The organism is Polynucleobacter sp. IMCC 29146, from assembly GCF_021395195.1.
Lineage (GTDB): Bacteria > Pseudomonadota > Gammaproteobacteria > Burkholderiales > Burkholderiaceae > Polynucleobacter.
In genome coordinates this window covers 280859-296926 of the sequence record NZ_JAJVCR010000001.1, presented here as the reverse complement: position 1 = coordinate 296926, position 16068 = coordinate 280859, and the positions used below count along the sequence as shown (strand labels likewise).

At 46.1% G+C, this 16068-nt stretch carries 28 protein-coding genes; all 28 read left to right on the top strand.

The window, feature by feature from the left end; translation table 11 throughout:
- Positions 1–115: 115 nt before the first annotated feature.
- The 28 genes from rpsL (at position 116) to rpmJ (ending at position 16066) form a co-directional block, all read left to right on the top strand.
- The gene (gene rpsL, locus LZT22_RS01570; RefSeq protein ID WP_233923300.1) at positions 116–496 is read left to right on the top strand and encodes a 30S ribosomal protein S12; all 381 of its coding nucleotides are present in this window, start codon (positions 116–118) and stop codon (positions 494–496) included.
- A 157-nt stretch (positions 497–653) separates the two neighbouring features.
- On the top strand, positions 654–1124 hold the full coding sequence (gene rpsG, locus LZT22_RS01565) for a 30S ribosomal protein S7 (RefSeq protein ID WP_068320103.1): 471 nt from the start codon (positions 654–656) through the stop codon (positions 1122–1124).
- Positions 1125–1148: 24 nt separating this feature from the next.
- Entirely contained in the window at positions 1149–3251 is a 2103-nt protein-coding gene (gene fusA, locus LZT22_RS01560; protein WP_233923299.1) for an elongation factor G, read from the top strand.
- Positions 3252–3322: 71 nt separating this feature from the next.
- Complete coding sequence (gene tuf / locus LZT22_RS01555) at positions 3323–4513, top strand: elongation factor Tu (protein WP_233923298.1); 1191 nt, start codon at positions 3323–3325, stop codon at positions 4511–4513.
- Positions 4514–4630: 117 nt separating this feature from the next.
- On the top strand, positions 4631–4942 hold the full coding sequence (rpsJ, locus tag LZT22_RS01550) for a 30S ribosomal protein S10 (protein ID WP_233923297.1): 312 nt from the start codon (positions 4631–4633) through the stop codon (positions 4940–4942).
- Positions 4943–5149: 207 nt separating this feature from the next.
- On the top strand, positions 5150–5803 hold the full coding sequence (gene rplC / locus LZT22_RS01545) for a 50S ribosomal protein L3 (RefSeq protein WP_233923296.1): 654 nt from the start codon (positions 5150–5152) through the stop codon (positions 5801–5803).
- 12 nt (positions 5804–5815) lie between these two features.
- Positions 5816–6436 carry a 50S ribosomal protein L4 gene (gene rplD, locus LZT22_RS01540; protein ID WP_233923295.1) on the top strand — a complete coding sequence of 207 codons (621 nt, stop codon included), beginning with the start codon at positions 5816–5818 and terminating at the stop codon, positions 6434–6436.
- Entirely contained in the window at positions 6433–6747 is a 315-nt protein-coding gene (rplW, locus tag LZT22_RS01535; protein WP_233923294.1) for a 50S ribosomal protein L23, read from the top strand. The genes rplD and rplW overlap by 4 nt, the downstream gene beginning before the upstream one ends.
- A 2-nt stretch (positions 6748–6749) precedes the next feature.
- Entirely contained in the window at positions 6750–7580 is an 831-nt protein-coding gene (rplB, locus tag LZT22_RS01530; protein ID WP_233923293.1) for a 50S ribosomal protein L2, read from the top strand.
- 25 nt (positions 7581–7605) lie between these two features.
- The gene (rpsS, locus tag LZT22_RS01525; protein WP_233923292.1) at positions 7606–7884 is read left to right on the top strand and encodes a 30S ribosomal protein S19; all 279 of its coding nucleotides are present in this window, start codon (positions 7606–7608) and stop codon (positions 7882–7884) included.
- A 7-nt stretch (positions 7885–7891) separates the two neighbouring features.
- Entirely contained in the window at positions 7892–8224 is a 333-nt protein-coding gene (rplV, locus tag LZT22_RS01520) for a 50S ribosomal protein L22 (protein WP_233923389.1), read from the top strand.
- An 8-nt stretch (positions 8225–8232) separates the two neighbouring features.
- Complete coding sequence (gene rpsC, locus LZT22_RS01515; protein WP_233923291.1) at positions 8233–9108, top strand: 30S ribosomal protein S3; 876 nt, start codon at positions 8233–8235, stop codon at positions 9106–9108.
- A 2-nt stretch (positions 9109–9110) separates the two neighbouring features.
- Positions 9111–9524 (top strand): 50S ribosomal protein L16, encoded by a 414-nt coding sequence (gene rplP / locus LZT22_RS01510; RefSeq protein WP_233923290.1) that lies wholly within the window; start codon positions 9111–9113, stop codon positions 9522–9524.
- 14 nt (positions 9525–9538) lie between these two features.
- A complete protein-coding gene (rpmC, locus tag LZT22_RS01505; RefSeq protein ID WP_233923289.1) occupies positions 9539–9733 on the top strand; it encodes a 50S ribosomal protein L29 in 195 nt (64 codons plus the stop codon).
- A gap of 9 nt (positions 9734–9742) precedes the next feature.
- A complete protein-coding gene (gene rpsQ, locus LZT22_RS01500) occupies positions 9743–10012 on the top strand; it encodes a 30S ribosomal protein S17 (RefSeq protein ID WP_233923288.1) in 270 nt (89 codons plus the stop codon).
- A 193-nt stretch (positions 10013–10205) separates the two neighbouring features.
- Complete coding sequence (rplN, locus tag LZT22_RS01495; RefSeq protein ID WP_233923287.1) at positions 10206–10574, top strand: 50S ribosomal protein L14; 369 nt, start codon at positions 10206–10208, stop codon at positions 10572–10574.
- A gap of 22 nt (positions 10575–10596) precedes the next feature.
- Positions 10597–10905, top strand: a complete 309-nt coding sequence (gene rplX, locus LZT22_RS01490) for a 50S ribosomal protein L24 (RefSeq protein WP_233923286.1) — start codon at positions 10597–10599, stop codon at positions 10903–10905.
- A gap of 16 nt (positions 10906–10921) precedes the next feature.
- Positions 10922–11464, top strand: a complete 543-nt coding sequence (gene rplE, locus LZT22_RS01485; protein ID WP_233923285.1) for a 50S ribosomal protein L5 — start codon at positions 10922–10924, stop codon at positions 11462–11464.
- A 9-nt stretch (positions 11465–11473) separates the two neighbouring features.
- A complete protein-coding gene (gene rpsN, locus LZT22_RS01480; RefSeq protein ID WP_233923284.1) occupies positions 11474–11779 on the top strand; it encodes a 30S ribosomal protein S14 in 306 nt (101 codons plus the stop codon).
- Between the two features lie 25 nt (positions 11780–11804).
- Positions 11805–12200 carry a 30S ribosomal protein S8 gene (gene rpsH, locus LZT22_RS01475; protein ID WP_233923283.1) on the top strand — a complete coding sequence of 132 codons (396 nt, stop codon included), beginning with the start codon at positions 11805–11807 and terminating at the stop codon, positions 12198–12200.
- A 10-nt stretch (positions 12201–12210) separates the two neighbouring features.
- On the top strand, positions 12211–12744 hold the full coding sequence (gene rplF / locus LZT22_RS01470) for a 50S ribosomal protein L6 (RefSeq protein WP_233923282.1): 534 nt from the start codon (positions 12211–12213) through the stop codon (positions 12742–12744).
- Positions 12745–12756: 12 nt separating this feature from the next.
- Entirely contained in the window at positions 12757–13110 is a 354-nt protein-coding gene (rplR, locus tag LZT22_RS01465) for a 50S ribosomal protein L18 (RefSeq protein ID WP_233923281.1), read from the top strand.
- Between the two features lie 21 nt (positions 13111–13131).
- Positions 13132–13650: a 30S ribosomal protein S5 gene (gene rpsE, locus LZT22_RS01460; protein WP_233923280.1), complete on the top strand. Its 519-nt coding sequence runs from the start codon at positions 13132–13134 to the stop codon at positions 13648–13650.
- Between the two features lie 24 nt (positions 13651–13674).
- The gene (gene rpmD, locus LZT22_RS01455) at positions 13675–13869 is read left to right on the top strand and encodes a 50S ribosomal protein L30 (RefSeq protein ID WP_233923279.1); all 195 of its coding nucleotides are present in this window, start codon (positions 13675–13677) and stop codon (positions 13867–13869) included.
- A 27-nt stretch (positions 13870–13896) separates the two neighbouring features.
- Positions 13897–14337, top strand: a complete 441-nt coding sequence (gene rplO, locus LZT22_RS01450) for a 50S ribosomal protein L15 (protein ID WP_233923278.1) — start codon at positions 13897–13899, stop codon at positions 14335–14337.
- A gap of 12 nt (positions 14338–14349) precedes the next feature.
- Positions 14350–15693, top strand: a complete 1344-nt coding sequence (secY, locus tag LZT22_RS01445) for a preprotein translocase subunit SecY (protein WP_233923277.1) — start codon at positions 14350–14352, stop codon at positions 15691–15693.
- Positions 15694–15695: 2 nt separating this feature from the next.
- Positions 15696–15914: a translation initiation factor IF-1 gene (gene infA, locus LZT22_RS01440; protein WP_015420252.1), complete on the top strand. Its 219-nt coding sequence runs from the start codon at positions 15696–15698 to the stop codon at positions 15912–15914.
- A 35-nt stretch (positions 15915–15949) separates the two neighbouring features.
- On the top strand, positions 15950–16066 hold the full coding sequence (gene rpmJ, locus LZT22_RS01435) for a 50S ribosomal protein L36 (RefSeq protein WP_233923276.1): 117 nt from the start codon (positions 15950–15952) through the stop codon (positions 16064–16066).
- Positions 16067–16068 lie beyond the last annotated feature (2 nt).

The window sequence follows — 16068 nt, the reverse complement described above, 5'->3', positions numbered from 1 at the left end:
TGCTGAGTTCTACTGAATTAGTAGGAAATCAGCTTTATTTGGCAATCTGAGATTAGTTGCCTAAGTTACTGATTTTCTTATAAAAAAGCATTAAGAAGTACTAACCGAGCCATTTATGCCGACAATTAACCAGTTATTGCGTAAGCCTAGAAGTAGGCTTACCGTTAAGAGCAAAAGTCCAGCCCTGCAGAATAGTCCGCAGCGCAGGGGTGTTTGTACACGTGTTTACACCACTACCCCAAAGAAGCCTAATTCTGCTTTACGCAAAGTAGCAAAAGTACGATTAACCAATGGTTTTGAAGTTATTTCGTACATTGGTGGCGAAGGCCATAACTTGCAAGAGCACTCGGTTGTGCTGATCCGCGGCGGCCGTGTAAAAGATTTGCCTGGCGTGCGTTATCACATTGTGCGTGGTTCGCTTGACTTGCAGGGCGTAAAAGATCGCAAACAGTCGCGCTCAAAATATGGCGCGAAACGCGCTAAGAAGTCTGCTTAAGTTTTGCTGTTGTAGTAGGTATTTGTAGTATCTGACTGAAAAGTCAAGTAAGTGGTTACTTCGTTTTTAGTCCTAGGAATTTAAAGCTAAAAATAGTTGAGTAACCGAAGCGGGAGTCTGATATTAGTCTCCCCTAACTGAACTGATAGGAGTTGTTATGCCGCGTCGTCGCGAAGTCCCCAAAAGGGAAATTCTTCCTGATCCAAAATTCGGGAATGTAGAAGTAGCTAAATTCATGAACGTCCTAATGTTGGACGGCAAAAAATCGGTAGCCGAGCGTATCGTTTATGGCGCTTTTGATCACATTGAGAAAAAAGCCAATAAAGAGCCACTAGAGATTTTTTCAACCGCGATGGGTAATGTAAAGCCCATGGTTGAAGTTAAGAGTCGCCGTGTTGGCGGCGCAAACTACCAGGTTCCAGTAGAAGTTCGTCCATCCCGCCGCTCTGCTTTGGCAATGCGCTGGTTGCGTGAGGCCGCTAAAAAGCGTGGCGAAAAATCGATGGCACAGCGCCTTGCTAATGAATTACTCGAAGCTGCTGAAGGTCGCGGCGGGGCAATGAAAAAGCGCGAAGAAGTACACCGTATGGCTGAGGCTAATAAGGCCTTCTCCCATTTCCGTTTCTAAGAATTCAGTCAAGAAGAGGCAACAGTGGCACGTAAAACACCTATTGAGCGATATCGCAATATCGGCATCTCAGCTCACATCGATGCAGGTAAAACTACCACGACTGAGCGCGTGCTGTTCTATACCGGCGTGAATCACAAAATTGGTGAAGTTCACGATGGCGCTGCCACCATGGACTGGATGGAACAAGAGCAGGAGCGCGGAATTACGATTACGTCTGCGGCTACCACCACCTTCTGGAAAGGCATGGGGGGAAATTATCCAGAGCATCGTATTAACATTATTGATACCCCTGGCCACGTCGATTTCACGATTGAAGTAGAGCGTTCAATGCGCGTGCTGGATGGCGCATGTATGGTTTATTGTGCAGTAGGCGGAGTACAGCCACAGTCTGAAACAGTGTGGCGTCAGGCCAATAAGTATGGCGTACCCCGTTTAGCGTTTGTGAATAAAATGGATCGTACCGGTGCGAATTTCTTCAAGGTCTACGATCAAATGAAGGCCCGCCTTAAAGCCAATCCTCTCTTAATTCAAATACCTATTGGCGCTGAAGAAAAGTTTCAAGGTGTGGTCGATTTAGTGAAGATGAAGGCGATTTATTGGGATGAAGAATCGCAAGGTACTAAATTTACCTATGCTGATATCCCTGCAGAACTACAAGCTTCTGCTGAAGAGTGGCGTGAAAAAATGCTCGAAGCTGCTGCCGAAAGCTCTGAAGTGCTGATGGATAAATACCTCAGCGGCGAAGCCTTAACGGAAGAAGAAATTAAAGCCGCTCTACGCCAGCGTACTATTGCCGGTGAAATTGTGCCAATGCTTTGCGGCACTGCGTTTAAAAACAAAGGCGTACAGGCCATGTTAGACGCGGTTATCGATTTTCTACCCTCACCATTAGATGTACCGCCAGTCGATTGTGAAAAAGAAGACGGTACCCCAACGACCAGAGCAGCTGCGGATAGCGAAAAATTTTCCGCCTTAGCATTTAAGATCATGACCGACCCCTTCGTCGGTCAGCTCATCTTTTTCCGTGTCTATTCTGGCGTAATGAAATCAGGTGACACCATTTACAACCCGATCAAGGGTAAAAAAGAGCGTGTGGGTCGCCTCTTACAAATGCACGCAAATCAACGCGAAGAAATTAAAGAAGTTTTCGCTGGCGATATTGCTGCAGCAGTAGGCCTAAAAGATGCAACTACTGGCGAAACGCTATGCGATCCCGATAGTATTGTGATTCTCGAGCGGATGGTTTTCCCAGAGCCGGTTATTTCTCAAGCTGTCGAGCCTAAAACCAAAGTTGACCAAGAAAAAATGGGCTTAGCTTTAAATCGCTTAGCGCAGGAAGATCCATCGTTTCGGGTAAAAACCGATGAAGAGTCTGGTCAAACCATTATTTCTGGTATGGGTGAGTTGCACTTAGAAATTTTGGTCGATCGCATGAAGCGCGAGTTTGGCGTTGAGGCAACTGTAGGCAAGCCGCAAGTTGCTTATCGCGAAACCATTCGAAAAAATTGTGATGAAATCGAAGGCAAGTTTGTTAAGCAGTCTGGCGGCCGTGGTCAATATGGCCACGTCGTATTAAAGCTAGAGCCACAAGCACCAGGTAAGGGTTTTGAATTCGTCGATGCAATTAAAGGCGGTGTAGTACCGCGCGAATATATTCCTGCAGTTGAAAAGGGTATTGTTGAAACCTTAAATGCTGGTGTGCTAGCTGGATATCCGGTAGTTGATATCAAGGCTACCCTCTTCTATGGTTCGTATCACGATGTCGACTCGAATGAAAACGCATTTAAGATGGCAGGCTCCATTGCCTTTAAAGAAGGCATGCGCCGCGCATCACCCGTATTACTAGAGCCAATGATGGCGGTCGAAGTTGAAACCCCGGAAGATTTTATGGGCAACGTAATGGGCGATCTATCTTCACGCCGCGGTATTTTGCAGGGCATGGATGATATTCCTGGTGGCGGCAAAATTGTGCGCGCTGAAGTGCCTTTAGCAGAAATGTTTGGCTATTCAACTAGCTTACGTTCGCTAACGCAAGGTCGTGCTACATACACCATGGAATTTAAGCATTACTCAGAAGCACCCAAGAATGTTGCCGAAGCAGTGATGGCAGCCAAATCAAAGTAAATCGGTAAAGTAATTTTACGTAACCTTAATTTTTGAAGACTGAACTTAGTTAAACAGAAGGCAGATAAAAAATGGCAAAAGAAAAATTTGAACGGACTAAACCGCACGTTAACGTCGGTACGATTGGCCACGTTGACCATGGCAAAACAACCCTGACTGCGGCAATTACCACCGTGCTCTCTAAAGTGTTTGGTGGTGAAGCAAAAGCGTACGATCAAATTGACGCTGCGCCAGAAGAGAAGGCTCGCGGTATTACCATTAATACTGCCCACGTTGAGTATGAGACCAAGAATCGTCACTACGCGCACGTCGATTGCCCAGGTCACGCCGACTACATTAAGAACATGATTACTGGTGCTGCACAAATGGACGGCGCCATCTTAGTGGTCTCTGCTGCCGATGGCCCAATGCCCCAAACCCGCGAACATATTTTGCTCGCCCGCCAAGTTGGCGTGCCTTACATCATCGTCTTTTTAAATAAGTGCGATATGGTCGATGACGCTGAACTACTCGAGTTAGTCGAAATGGAAGTGCGTGAGCTCTTATCCAAATACGACTTCCCTGGTGATGACACCCCCATCGTTAAAGGTTCGGCTAAGCTTGCCTTAGAAGGCGACAAGGGCGAACTCGGTGAAGGCGCCATCATGGCCTTAGCCGAAGCCTTAGATACTTATATTCCCACCCCCGAGCGTGCAGTTGACGGCGCGTTCTTGATGCCAGTAGAAGATGTCTTCTCGATCTCCGGTCGCGGTACAGTCGTTACTGGCCGTATCGAGCGTGGCATTGTTAAAGTTGGTGAAGAAATTGAAATCATCGGTATTAAGCCCACCATCAAAACCACCTGTACTGGGGTTGAGATGTTCCGCAAATTACTCGATCAAGGTCAAGCAGGCGATAACGTCGGTATTTTATTGCGCGGCACTAAGCGTGAAGAAGTCGAGCGCGGCCAAGTCTTAGCGAAGCCCGGTTCAATTACACCGCATACCCACTTCACCGCTGAAGTCTATGTGCTGTCAAAAGATGAAGGTGGTCGTCATACGCCCTTCTTTAACAACTATCGCCCCCAGTTTTACTTCCGTACTACTGACGTAACCGGATCGATTGAGTTGCCAAAAGATAAAGAGATGGTGATGCCAGGCGATAACGTCACGATTACCGTAAAACTGATTGCTCCCATCGCCATGGAAGAAGGCTTACGTTTTGCGATTCGTGAAGGTGGCCGTACAGTTGGTGCTGGTGTAGTTGCAAAGATTTTGGCTTAGGGTTTGATTTAGTTTTTTAGTTTTCGGTTTGCAATTCACCTGGCCTTGTGCTGCAAAGTCAGGTGCGCTCTTTAGATAGATAACCGCGGCAGCACCGCATTGCTCTTTGGAAAAATTATGCAAAACCAAAAAATTCGTATTCGTCTTAAAGCATTTGATTACCGCTTAATTGATCAATCTGCAGCTGAGATTGTTGATACCGCAAAGCGTACGGGGGCAGTTGTTAAGGGTCCTGTGCCATTGCCAACCCGCATTGAGCGGTTTGACTTGCTGCGTTCACCGCACGTGAATAAAACCTCGCGCGATCAGATGGAAATCCGTACCCATTTACGTTTAATGGATATCGTTGACCCAACTGAAAAAACCGTTGATGCGTTAATGAAGCTTGATTTGCCAGCGGGTGTAGATGTAGAAATTAAGCTGCAGTAAGGTTATATAGCCCAGGTTTCTTGCTAAGCGCCTGAATCTGGGATAGAATCATAGGCTTTTCCGGGTTTATAGCAGCATCAAAACCCCTAGTTTTCATGCATTTTTGTTGAAATATTGTTTTAAGTCATTGATTTATAAGTAATATTTTACTTATAAATTAGTTATTAAATTATTGCCGGCCAATCGAAGTCGGCGTGGAGTTTGAAAATGAGCTTAGGCTTGATCGGCCGTAAGGTCGGCATGACCCGTCTTTTTACGGATGAAGGTGAAGCAATTCCCGTCACGGTAATCGACGTTAGCGATAACCGAGTTGCACAGGTGAAAACCCTGGCTACTGATGGCTATGATGCTGTTCAGTTAGCTCACGGTACCCGTAGAGCAAGTCGCGTTACTAAATCTATGGCTGGGCACTTTGCTAAAGCAGGCGTTTTGGCAGGTAACGGTCTTAATGAATTCACCCTAGACTCAGCAAAAGTTAGCGAATTCGCGCCCGGTCAAGTTGTCGGCGTCGATACGTTTACTGCTGGTCAAAAAGTTGACGTACAAGGCGTGACTATTGGTAAAGGTTACGCTGGCACGATTAAGCGTCACCACTTTAAGTCGGGGCGCGCTAGTCACGGTAATTCGCGTTCACATAATGTCCCCGGTTCGATTGGTATGGCTCAAGATCCAGGTCGAGTTTTTCCTGGCAAGCGTATGACCGGTCACCTTGGTGATGAAACTCGTACTGCACAAAATTTAGTCATAGCCCGTATCGATGCAGAACGTAGCCTCATTATGGTTAAGGGCGCAGTTCCAGGAGCGCCTGGCGGCAAAGTCATTGTTACTCCAGCGGTTAAAACACCGCTGAAGAAAAAATAAGGAGAGCCCCAAATGGAAATTAAGCTTCTCCAAGATAACGGCACATTAGCAGCTGGTATTCAAGCATCACCAGAGATTTTTGAGCGCGAGTATAACGAGGCACTTATTCATCAAGTGGTGGTTGCTTATCAAGCCAATGCGCGCAGCGGTAATAGCGCTCAAAAAGACCGTGAACAAGTAAAGCACAGCACGAAAAAACCGTGGCGCCAAAAAGGCACAGGTCGGGCCCGTGCTGGTATGACTTCATCACCACTGTGGCGTGGAGGCGGTCGGATATTCCCGAATTCACCAGAAGTAAATTACAGCCACAAAGTAAATAAAAAAATGTATCGCGCTGGCATGAAATCGATTCTGTCGCAGTTGGCTCGCGAAGGTCGCCTAAATATCATCGATGAATTTAAATTAGACGCCCCAAAAACGAAGCAATTAGCCGATAAAGTCAAAGCCATGGGTCTTGACTCAGTGCTTATCATTGTTGACCAAGTTAGTGAAAATTTGTACTTGGCTTCACGTAATCTGTACAAAATTGCAGTCATGGAGCCACAGCATGCAGACCCATTGGCATTGGTGCAGTTCCAAAAAGTATTGGTTAGCAAAGCAGCGATTGCAAAAATCGAGGAGTTGCTGAAATGAATCTAGTGCGCAAAAATGATCACAAACTAATGAAGGTATTGCTAGGTCCAGTTATTTCGGAAAAAGCAACCATGGTGGCTGATAAAAATGAACAAGTGGTTTTCCAAGTTGCTCGCGAAGCCAATAAGTTAGATGTCAAGCAAGCGGTTGAATTACTCTTTAAGGTGCAAGTTGACTCGGTACAAATTGTCAATCAAAAAGGCAAGCCGAAGCGCTATGGCCGTTTTGAAGGACGTCGTGACCACACCAAAAAAGCCTATGTCAATTTGAAGCCTGGTCAAGAAATTAACTTTGAAGCGGAGGCAAGTTAACCATGCCACTGATGAAAACAAAACCGACTTCGCCAGGTCGTCGTTCAATGGTCAAGGTGGTCAATCCCGATCTGCATAAAGGCAAGCCTTTTGCAGCGTTAGTTGAACCACAGTTTCAAAAAGCAGGCCGTAATAATAATGGCCACATCACTACTCGTCATAAGGGTGGCGGTCATAAACACCATTATCGGGTAGTAGATTTCAAGCGGAATGATAAAGATGGCGTGCCAGCAAAAGTAGAGCGCTTGGAATACGATCCCAATCGCAGCGCCAACATTGCTTTATTGTTATTCGCTGATGGCGAAAGGCGTTACATCATTGCCACTAAAGGCATGACTGTTGGCCAACAAATTATGAATGGCTCTGAGGCTGCAATTAAGGCGGGCAACAATTTACCGATTCGTAATATTCCGATTGGTAGCACGATCCATTGCGTTGAAATGTTGCCAGGCAAGGGCGCACAAATTGCTCGCTCTGCGGGTGCTTCGGCAGTATTGTTAGCGCGCGAAGGCGTTTACGCTCAAGTCCGTTTACGCTCAGGCGAAGTTCGTCGGGTGTTAATTGAGTGCCGCGCCACAATTGGTGAAGTGGGCAATGAAGAACACAGCTTGCGCCAAATTGGTAAGGCAGGCGCAAATCGTTGGCGGGGAATTCGTCCCACTGTACGTGGCGTTGCAATGAACCCAGTTGATCACCCGCATGGTGGTGGTGAAGGCAAAACTGGCGAAGGTCGTGTACCTGTATCGCCATGGGGAACGCCAACCAAAGGTTATCGTACGCGTCGCAATAAGCGCACGACGACCATGATTGTTCAGCGTCGTCAGAAGCGTTAATGACTAAGCGATTAAGGAAAAATACATGACACGTTCCGCGAAAAAAGGCCCATTTTGTGATGCCAGCTTGGTAAAAAAAGTTGAAGTTGCACAGGCCAATAAAGATAAAAAGCCGATCAAAACTTGGTCGCGCCGTTCCACAATATTGCCAGACTTCATTGGCTTGACGTTAGCTGTGCATAACGGACGTCAGCATGTGCCAGTCTACGTATCAGAAAACATGGTGGGTCATAAGCTAGGTGAGTTTGCCTTGACCCGTACTTTCAAAGGTCACTCGGCCGATAAGAAAGTTGTGAAGAAGTAAGGGGATGATGATGGAAGTGAAAGCAACTCATAAAAGCGCCCGTATTTCGGCACAAAAAACGCGTTTGGTCGCCGATCAAATTCGTGGTTTGCCAATTGCTCGCGCAATGCATATTTTAAATTTCAGCCCAAAGAAGGCAGCTTTTATTGTTAAAAAAGTAGTTGAATCGGCGATCGCAAATGCTGAGCACAATAAAGGTGCCGATATTGATGAGCTCAAAGTAGCCACCATCATTGTCGATAAAGCAACGTCATTAAAACGTTTTACTGCGCGCGCTAAGGGCCGTGGTAATCAAATTGAAAAACAAACTTGTCACATTTGTGTGACCCTGAGTAATTAAGGAAAGTTATGGGCCAAAAAATAAATCCCACTGGATTCCGACTCTCGGTAACCAAGAATTGGACTTCACGTTGGTATGCTAACAATACCGATTTTGCCAAGATGCTGAAAGAAGACGTTGATGTTCGTCTTTATCTCAAAAAGAAATTAAAGAATGCATCCGTTAGTAAAGTCATTATTGAGCGCCCTGCAAAAAATGCGCGGATCACAATTTATAGTTCACGCCCAGGTGTTGTTATTGGCAAGAAGGGCGAAGATATTGAAGTGCTTCGCCGCGAATTACAAAAGCGTATGGGCGTTCCTGTGCATGTCAATATTGAAGAAATTCGTAAGCCAGAAGTGGATGCGCAGTTAATTGCAGATTCGATCACACAACAACTTGAAAAACGCATCATGTTCCGTAGGGCAATGAAGCGTGCCATGCAAAGCGCAATGCGTTTGGGTGCTCAAGGCATCAAAATTATGTCTTCAGGTCGTTTAAATGGTGCAGAAATTGCGCGCCGCGAATGGTACCGTGAGGGCCGCGTGCCATTGCATACCTTGAAGGCCGACATTGATTACGCGACCTCGGAAGCAGAAACTACTTACGGCATCATTGGCGTAAAAGTTTGGGTTTATAAGGGCGATACCTTGGGCCGTGGTGCTGAAGCGCCACCCGTAGCCAGTGCGCCAGCCATTGAGCCTAGTGTTGATGATAAAAAATCCCGTCGCGCTCCTGCCAAAACTGCACGTCGTGGTCCAGCTGGCGATAAGGCGGCAGTAGCAGCAGATGACAAACCAAAAGTAACAACTAAGCCCCTTGTGAAGCGGGTACGTAAAGCAGTTGAAGTGGGTGCTGCAGAAAACGCAACCCCTGCTGCTGATACGAAGAAGTCAGGAGATTAAGTATGTTACAACCTAAGCGTCGCAAATTTCGTAAAGAGCAAAAAGGCCGTAATACAGGCGTTGCTACTCGTGGTAGCTCTGTATCATTTGGCGATTTTGGCTTAAAGGCTGTGGGTCGCGGGCGTTTAACTGCCCGCCAAATTGAATCAGCAAGACGAGCCATGACGCGCCACATTAAGCGTGGCGGTCGAATTTGGATTCGTATTTTCCCCGATAAGCCTATTTCACAAAAACCTGCTGAAGTACGTATGGGTAACGGCAAAGGTAATCCTGAGTATTACGTGGCAGAAATTCAGCCAGGTAAGGTTTTATACGAGATGGATGGTGTTGATGAGGCATTGGCGCGCGAAGCTTTTAAGCTGGCTGCAGCTAAATTGCCACTCCAAACCACCTTCGTAATTCGCCATCTGGGCTAATTAGGTAGATGAATATGACAAATAAAGACTTACAAACAAAAGATCTGGGTGCTTTAAATAGCGAACTTTCAGAATTGCTCAAAGCCAGCTTCAAGCTGCGCATGCAAAAAGGCACTCAACAACTTCAAAATACCAGTCAATTGGGTAAGGTCAAGCGCGACATCGCACGCGTAAAAACCTTTATTACCCAAAAAACTGTACAGAAATAAGGTGGGCATATGACAGAAACTTCTACACCCTTACGCCGCACTTTAATTGGACGAGTGGTAAGCGACAAAATGCAAAAAACCGTGACAGTGTTGGTTGAGCGTCAAGTTAAGCACGCCTTGTATGGCAAATATGTTGGCCATTCTAAGAAATACCACGCGCATGATGAAGCTGGTCAGTACAAAATGGGCGACACCGTTGAAATTGCCGAGTCCCGCCCCATTTCACGTACGAAATCATGGGTAGTTACACGGTTGGTTGAGGCTTCAAGAGGTATTTAAGGAATATTCCAGGGTTTTAAGGGGAATTTGCTTGCCAGACCCCATAATTCGTTATAGAATCATGGGCTTTTCGCAGTAAACAATGCAGTAAACGAGAGTGTATTTTCATTAATTCCGGGTTTTGGCTGTTCTGCCAGAGCCCTTAGACGGAACCAAGACTGTTTGCCTTTGGCCAATAAGTTGGGGATTAAAAATGATTCAGACCGAAAGTAGATTGCAGGTTGCCGACAATACAGGCGCCAGTGAAGTGTTATGCATCAAAGTATTGGGTGGGTCTAAACGACGCTATGCCAATATTGGCGATGTCATTAAAGTCAGCGTGAAGTCTGCTGCACCACGTGGCCGCGTTAAAAAAGGCGATATTTATAATGCTGTGGTCGTACGTACAGCCAAAGGCGTGCGGCGCCCAGACGGATCCCTCATTAAGTTTGATGAAAATGCAGCGGTGCTATTGAACGCTAAATTAGAGCCAATCGGCACCCGTATTTTCGGACCAGTAACGCGCGAATTACGCACCGAGAAGTTTATGAAAATTGTTTCGCTTGCTCCAGAAGTTATTTAAAGCAGAGATTTAAGAGGCTGATATGAAAAAAATTCGTAAAGGTGATTCGGTGGTGGTATTAACGGGTCGAGATAAAGGTAAAACCGGCACAGTGACAACCGTGCTGGCAGAAAAGCTTGTGGTAGAAGGTGTCAACATCTACAAAAAGGCGACCAAACCAAATCCTGCCGCAGGCGTTACGGGTGGAATGATTGACAAAGTCATGCCTATCCACATCTCCAATGTTGCATTGCTTGATAGCAACGGCAAAGCATCACGCGTGGGTATTAAGCTGGCTGATGGCAAAAAGGTCCGCTATTTGAAAACCACTGGCACAAGCTTAAGCGCTTAAGGAATTTGGAGATATTATGAGCACCCGTTTTCAAGAGCATTACAAAAATAAAGTGGTTACTGACTTAATGGCGAAGTTTGGCTATAAGTCGGTAATGCAAGTGCCACGTGTGACCAAAATTACGCTTAACATGGGTTTAGGTGAAGCAGTAAACGATAAGAAAATTATTGAAAATGCCGTTAGCGACCTAACTAAAGTTGCCGGTCAAAAACCAGTTGTTACCAAGGCACGCAAAGCCATTGCCGGTTTTAAAATTCGTCAAGGTTATCCCATTGGCGCCATGGTAACTTTGCGTGGCGCAAAGATGTATGAGTTTTTAGATCGCTTCGTCACCGTCGCATTACCCCGAGTTCGCGACTTCCGCGGTATCTCAGGTAAGGCTTTTGACGGTCGCGGTAATTACAACATCGGTGTGAAAGAACAAATTATTTTCCCCGAAATTGAGTACGACAAAATTGATTCCCTGCGTGGTCTCAATGTAAGCATTACTACTACTGCCAAAACTGATGAGGAAGCGAAAGCACTCTTGGCAGCGTTTAAATTTCCTTTCCGCAATTAAGAGGTTAACGTGGCAAAAATGTCCCTGATTGAGCGCGAAAAAAAGCGCATTAAATGTGCTGAAAAATATGCGGTAAAGCGCGCCGAACTTAAAGCCATCATCGCAGATACTTCAAGAAGCGATGAAGAGCGCTACGAAGCTCGCTTAAAGATGCAAGCCCTACCCAGAAATGCAAGCCCGATTCGTCAACGAAATCGTTGTTCATTAACCGGTCGGCCACGCGGCACATTCCGAAAGTTTGGTTTGGCGCGCGGCAAAATTCGTGAGATCGCTTTTCGTGGCGAGATCCCCGGTTTAACCAAGGCCAGCTGGTAAGCGGCGAAAGAATTCAGGAGAACTTATGAGCATCAGCGATCCAATCGCCGACATGTTAACAAGGATTCGCAACGCGCAAGCGGTGCAAAAACCAAACGTTACTATGCCGTCATCAAAAATTAAAGTTTCCATTGCTAGAGTCTTGCAAGATGAAGGCTATATCGATGGTTTTGAAATTCAAGGCGAAGCAGCTAAGCCAGTGCTAAAAATTGAACTTAAATATTATGCAGGCCGTCCTGTCATCGAGCGTATTGACCGAGTATCAACTCCGAGTTTGCGCATCTACAAAGGGCGCCATGACATTCCTGAAGTAATGAATGGTTTGGGAGTGGCAATTATTTCGACCCCGCAAGGCGTAATGACCGATCGCAAAGCACGCGCTACCGGCGTGGGCGGCGAAGTTATTTGCTATATCGCCTAAGGAGATCTTCATGTCTAGAGTCGGTAAATCCCCCATTCCAGTGCCTAAGGGCGCAGAAATTAATATTAGTGGCGCTTTGGTGACGGTTAAAGGCCCACTGGGAACCTTGACGCACAATTTACATCCCTCTATTGGTTTGCAGCAGGCCGACGGAATGATTATCGTTGAGTTAAAAGATAGCTCACCAGAAGCAGGCGCATTGTCAGGCACGACTCGTGCTTTGGTGAACAATATGTTGCTGGGTGTCACACAAGGCTTTGAGCGTAAATTGAGTTTGGTTGGCGTAGGCTATCGCGCGCAAGCTCAGGGCGACGCCCTAAAATTGCAATTGGGTTTCTCGCACGACATTATTTATAACCTGCCAAAAGGCGTAAAAGCAGAAACTCCGTCGCAAACGGAAATTATCATTAAAGGCGCCAGCAAGCAACAAGTTGGTCAGGTTGCTGCTGAAGTGCGTGCGTATCGTTCACCCGAGCCCTATAAAGGCAAAGGCGTACGCTATGTCGACGAAGTAGTTCATCTGAAAGAAACTAAGAAGAAGTAAGCGAGATCATCTATGAATAAAGACGAATCAAGACAACGGCGTGCACGCCAAACGCGTATTCGAATTGCAGAGCAGATTGCTAATCGCCTTACAGTGATTCGCAGTAACGCGCACATTTCTGCGCAAGTGTATAGCCCCTGTGGCACTAAGGTGCTAGCGGCTGCCTCAACAATGGAAAAAGATTTACGCCAGGCGCTTAAAAATGGCGGCAACAGTGCAGCAGCGCAACAAATTGGCAAATTAATTGCTGAGCGTGCGGTTAAGGCCGGCATTGTCGATGTGGCATTTGATCGCTCTGGTCACCGTTATCACGGACGAATTAAGGCATTGGCTGAGGCAGCACGCGAAGCCGGCCTCAAGTTCTAATTATTGGGTTTAGGAAAAAACATGGCAAAAATGCAAACCAAAATGCAATCTGAAGAACGCGATGATGGTCTTCGCGAAAAGATGATTGCAGTTAATCGCGTTACTAAGGTAGTTAAAGGCGGGCGGATTCTGGGTTTTGCCGCATTAACTGTAGTTGGTGACGGTGATGGCCGAATTGGTATGGGCAAAGGTAAATCAAAAGAAGTCCCAGTCGCTGTTCAAAAGGCGATGGATGAAGCGCGTCGCAAAATGATTAAGGTACCCCTTCGTAAGGGTACCTTACAGCACTCGGTTATTGGCCAACATGGCGCCTCACGAGTCTTAATGTCGCCCGCTAAAGAAGGTACGGGAGTGATTGCTGGTGGTCCAATGCGCGCTATTTTTGACGTGATGGGCGTGACCAATGTAGTTGCTAAGTCGATTGGCTCTACCAACCCTTACAACATGGTACGCGCAACCATTGACGGTTTAAGCAAGATGAGTACTCCGGCTGAAATTGCCGCTAAGCGCGGTAAATCAGTGGAAGAAATTCTTGGTTGAGCAGATCCAGAATAGGAATTAATTATGACAACAAATCAATCCAATCCAAAAGTCAAATTGCAGCTGGTGCGCAGTTTGGTGGGCACTCGTGAAAGCCATCGCGCAACTGTGCGTGGCTTAGGGCTGCGCCGTATTAATTCAGTTTCAGAATTGCAAGATACCCCAGCGGTGCGCGGCATGATGAATAAGGTTTCTTATTTGATCAAGGTCATTAGCTAAAAGATCAGAAAGTAAATAGGTAAAAAAATGCAACTTAATACAATTAAACCTGCAGCTGGTGCCAAGAAAAATCGTCGTCGGGTTGGCCGTGGCATAGGCTCAGGCTTAGGTAAAACTGCGGGTCGTGGCCATAAAGGCCAAAAATCGCGCTCGGGTGGTTTTCATAAAGTTGGCTTTGAAGGCGGTCAAATGCCGATGTATCGTCGTTTGCCAAAACGCGGTTTCGTTTCTTTAACACGTCGCCACGTTGGCCAAATTACCCTGAATGATTTAGAAAAAATGGGTGTAGCCGAGGTCGATTTGTTGGTGTTAAGACAACATGGTTTAGCGGGCGAACAAATTCAGGCAGTAAAAGTCGTTAAAACTGGTGAACTGAAGCGCGCTGTTATTTTAAAGGGCTTAACAGCTACAGCTGGTGCTAAGGCAGCAATTGAAGCGGCTGGCGGCCAAGTTTTGGAAGCAGTTTAATTTACTAATCCCATGGCAATCGCGACACCTACTATCTCCAGCATTGCGCAATCGGGCAATAAGTTCGGTGACTTACGTCGTCGCTTAGTGTTCCTTTTGCTCGCTTTACTGGTATATCGCATTGGCGCACATATTCCCGTGCCTGGAATTGATCCTGATCAGTTGGCCCAGTTATTTGCCGGCCAAAAAGATGGCATTTTAGGGATGTTTAATTTATTTTCAGGCGGTGCGTTATCGCGCTTTACGGTATTTGCGCTTGGCATCATGCCGTATATCTCGGCTTCCATCATTATGCAGCTCATGACCATTGTGCTGCCCTCACTTGAGGCCATGAAAAAAGAGGGTCCAGCAGGGCAGAGAAAAATTACCCAGTACACGCGCTACGCCACAGTTTTATTAGCAACTTTTCAAGCCCTCGGAATTTCTGTTGCGCTTGAGGCTCAGCCTGGCCTAGTCATTGATCCAAGCATGATATTTCGCTTAAATACTGTAGTTACTTTGGTTACGGGCACAATGTTTTTGATGTGGGTTGGTGAACAAATTACCGAGCGTGGTCTTGGGAATGGTATTTCGATTATTATTTTCGGTGGCATTGTTTCAGGACTTCCCAGCGCTTTAGGTAGCTTGCTCGAGCTAGTGCGTACAGGTTCAATGAATGTTCTGTCAGCCATCTTAATTGTGACTATTGTCATTGGCGTAACGTATTTTGTGGTTTTTGTCGAGCGGGGTCAACGGCGTATCTTAGTCAATTATGCCAAGCGCCAAGTAGGCAATAAAGTTTACGGCGGCCAATCGTCGCATCTGCCGCTGAAGTTGAATATGGCGGGCGTTATTCCCCCTATTTTTGCTTCATCAATTATTTTATTTCCAGCCACCATCGCCGGTTGGTTTACCTCAGGCGAAAATAGCAATATGTTTAGTCGCGGCCTGAAAGATTTGGCCGCAACGTTAGCCCCTGGTCAGCCGGTTTATACGATTCTTTATGCTGCAGCAATTATTTTCTTTTGTTTTTTCTATACAGCACTCGTATTTAATAGTAAAGATACTGCTGAAAACTTAAAGAAAAGCGGCGCATTTGTACCAGGAATTCGCCCAGGCGAACAAACCGCTCGCTATATCGACAAAATATTAGTACGACTTACTTTAGGCGGCGCCATCTATATGGTTTTAGTTTGCCTATTGCCTGAATTTTTAGTACTGAAGTACAACGTGCCATTTTATTTTGGTGGTACCTCTTTATTAATTATTGTGGTTGTTGCCATGGATTTTATGGCGCAAGTGCAATCATTTGTGATGCAACAGCAGTATGGCTCTTTAATGAAAAAAGCCAATTTTAAGATGGGCTCCGCACTGTAATTATGTCTAAAGATGATGTTATTCAGATGGCGGGTGAGATTATAGAAAATTTACCCAATGCAATGTTTCGGGTGAAGTTGGAAAACGGGCATGTTGTTTTGGGTCATATTTCAGGGAAGATGCGTATGCATTACATCCGCATTCTGCCAGGGGATAAGGTAACGGTGGAGATGACTCCTTACGACCTAACGCGCGCAAGAATTATTTTCCGTGCGAAGTAGTGATTAAGTAGTCAGCATATTTAAAGAGGTGAATGATGAAAGTTTTAGCATCCGTAAAAGTTATTTGCAGAAATTGCAAGGTCATTAAGCGTAAACGCGTTGTGCGTGTGATTTGCTCGTCAGATCCACGTCATAAGCAGCGCCAAGGCTGATT

Excerpts from the sequence above, each read along its gene's own strand:
- tuf (WP_233923298.1), top strand. The coding sequence starts at position 3,323 with ATGGCAAAAGAAAAATTTGAACGGACTAAACCGCACGTTAACGTCGGT.
- rpsE (WP_233923280.1), top strand. The coding sequence starts at position 13,132 with ATGGCAAAAATGCAAACCAAAATGCAATCTGAAGAACGCGATGATGGT.
- rplB (WP_233923293.1), top strand. The coding sequence starts at position 6,750 with ATGCCACTGATGAAAACAAAACCGACTTCGCCAGGTCGTCGTTCAATG.
- infA (WP_015420252.1), top strand. The coding sequence starts at position 15,696 with ATGTCTAAAGATGATGTTATTCAGATGGCGGGTGAGATTATAGAAAAT.
- rpsS (WP_233923292.1), top strand. The coding sequence starts at position 7,606 with ATGACACGTTCCGCGAAAAAAGGCCCATTTTGTGATGCCAGCTTGGTA.
- rpsQ (WP_233923288.1), top strand. The coding sequence starts at position 9,743 with ATGACAGAAACTTCTACACCCTTACGCCGCACTTTAATTGGACGAGTG.
- secY (WP_233923277.1), top strand. The coding sequence starts at position 14,350 with ATGGCAATCGCGACACCTACTATCTCCAGCATTGCGCAATCGGGCAAT.
- rplV (WP_233923389.1), top strand. The coding sequence starts at position 7,892 with ATGATGGAAGTGAAAGCAACTCATAAAAGCGCCCGTATTTCGGCACAA.
- rpsG (WP_068320103.1), top strand. The coding sequence starts at position 654 with ATGCCGCGTCGTCGCGAAGTCCCCAAAAGGGAAATTCTTCCTGATCCA.
- rpmJ (WP_233923276.1), top strand. The coding sequence starts at position 15,950 with ATGAAAGTTTTAGCATCCGTAAAAGTTATTTGCAGAAATTGCAAGGTC.
- rplE (WP_233923285.1), top strand. The coding sequence starts at position 10,922 with ATGAGCACCCGTTTTCAAGAGCATTACAAAAATAAAGTGGTTACTGAC.
- rplF (WP_233923282.1), top strand. The coding sequence starts at position 12,211 with ATGTCTAGAGTCGGTAAATCCCCCATTCCAGTGCCTAAGGGCGCAGAA.
- rpsC (WP_233923291.1), top strand. The coding sequence starts at position 8,233 with ATGGGCCAAAAAATAAATCCCACTGGATTCCGACTCTCGGTAACCAAG.
- rpsL (WP_233923300.1), top strand. The coding sequence starts at position 116 with ATGCCGACAATTAACCAGTTATTGCGTAAGCCTAGAAGTAGGCTTACC.
- rplP (WP_233923290.1), top strand. The coding sequence starts at position 9,111 with ATGTTACAACCTAAGCGTCGCAAATTTCGTAAAGAGCAAAAAGGCCGT.
- rplO (WP_233923278.1), top strand. The coding sequence starts at position 13,897 with ATGCAACTTAATACAATTAAACCTGCAGCTGGTGCCAAGAAAAATCGT.
- rpsJ (WP_233923297.1), top strand. The coding sequence starts at position 4,631 with ATGCAAAACCAAAAAATTCGTATTCGTCTTAAAGCATTTGATTACCGC.
- rplR (WP_233923281.1), top strand. The coding sequence starts at position 12,757 with ATGAATAAAGACGAATCAAGACAACGGCGTGCACGCCAAACGCGTATT.
- rplX (WP_233923286.1), top strand. The coding sequence starts at position 10,597 with ATGAAAAAAATTCGTAAAGGTGATTCGGTGGTGGTATTAACGGGTCGA.
- rplN (WP_233923287.1), top strand. The coding sequence starts at position 10,206 with ATGATTCAGACCGAAAGTAGATTGCAGGTTGCCGACAATACAGGCGCC.
- rpsH (WP_233923283.1), top strand. The coding sequence starts at position 11,805 with ATGAGCATCAGCGATCCAATCGCCGACATGTTAACAAGGATTCGCAAC.
- rpmC (WP_233923289.1), top strand. The coding sequence starts at position 9,539 with ATGACAAATAAAGACTTACAAACAAAAGATCTGGGTGCTTTAAATAGC.
- rplD (WP_233923295.1), top strand. The coding sequence starts at position 5,816 with ATGGAAATTAAGCTTCTCCAAGATAACGGCACATTAGCAGCTGGTATT.
- rplW (WP_233923294.1), top strand. The coding sequence starts at position 6,433 with ATGAATCTAGTGCGCAAAAATGATCACAAACTAATGAAGGTATTGCTA.
- rpmD (WP_233923279.1), top strand. The coding sequence starts at position 13,675 with ATGACAACAAATCAATCCAATCCAAAAGTCAAATTGCAGCTGGTGCGC.
- rplC (WP_233923296.1), top strand. The coding sequence starts at position 5,150 with ATGAGCTTAGGCTTGATCGGCCGTAAGGTCGGCATGACCCGTCTTTTT.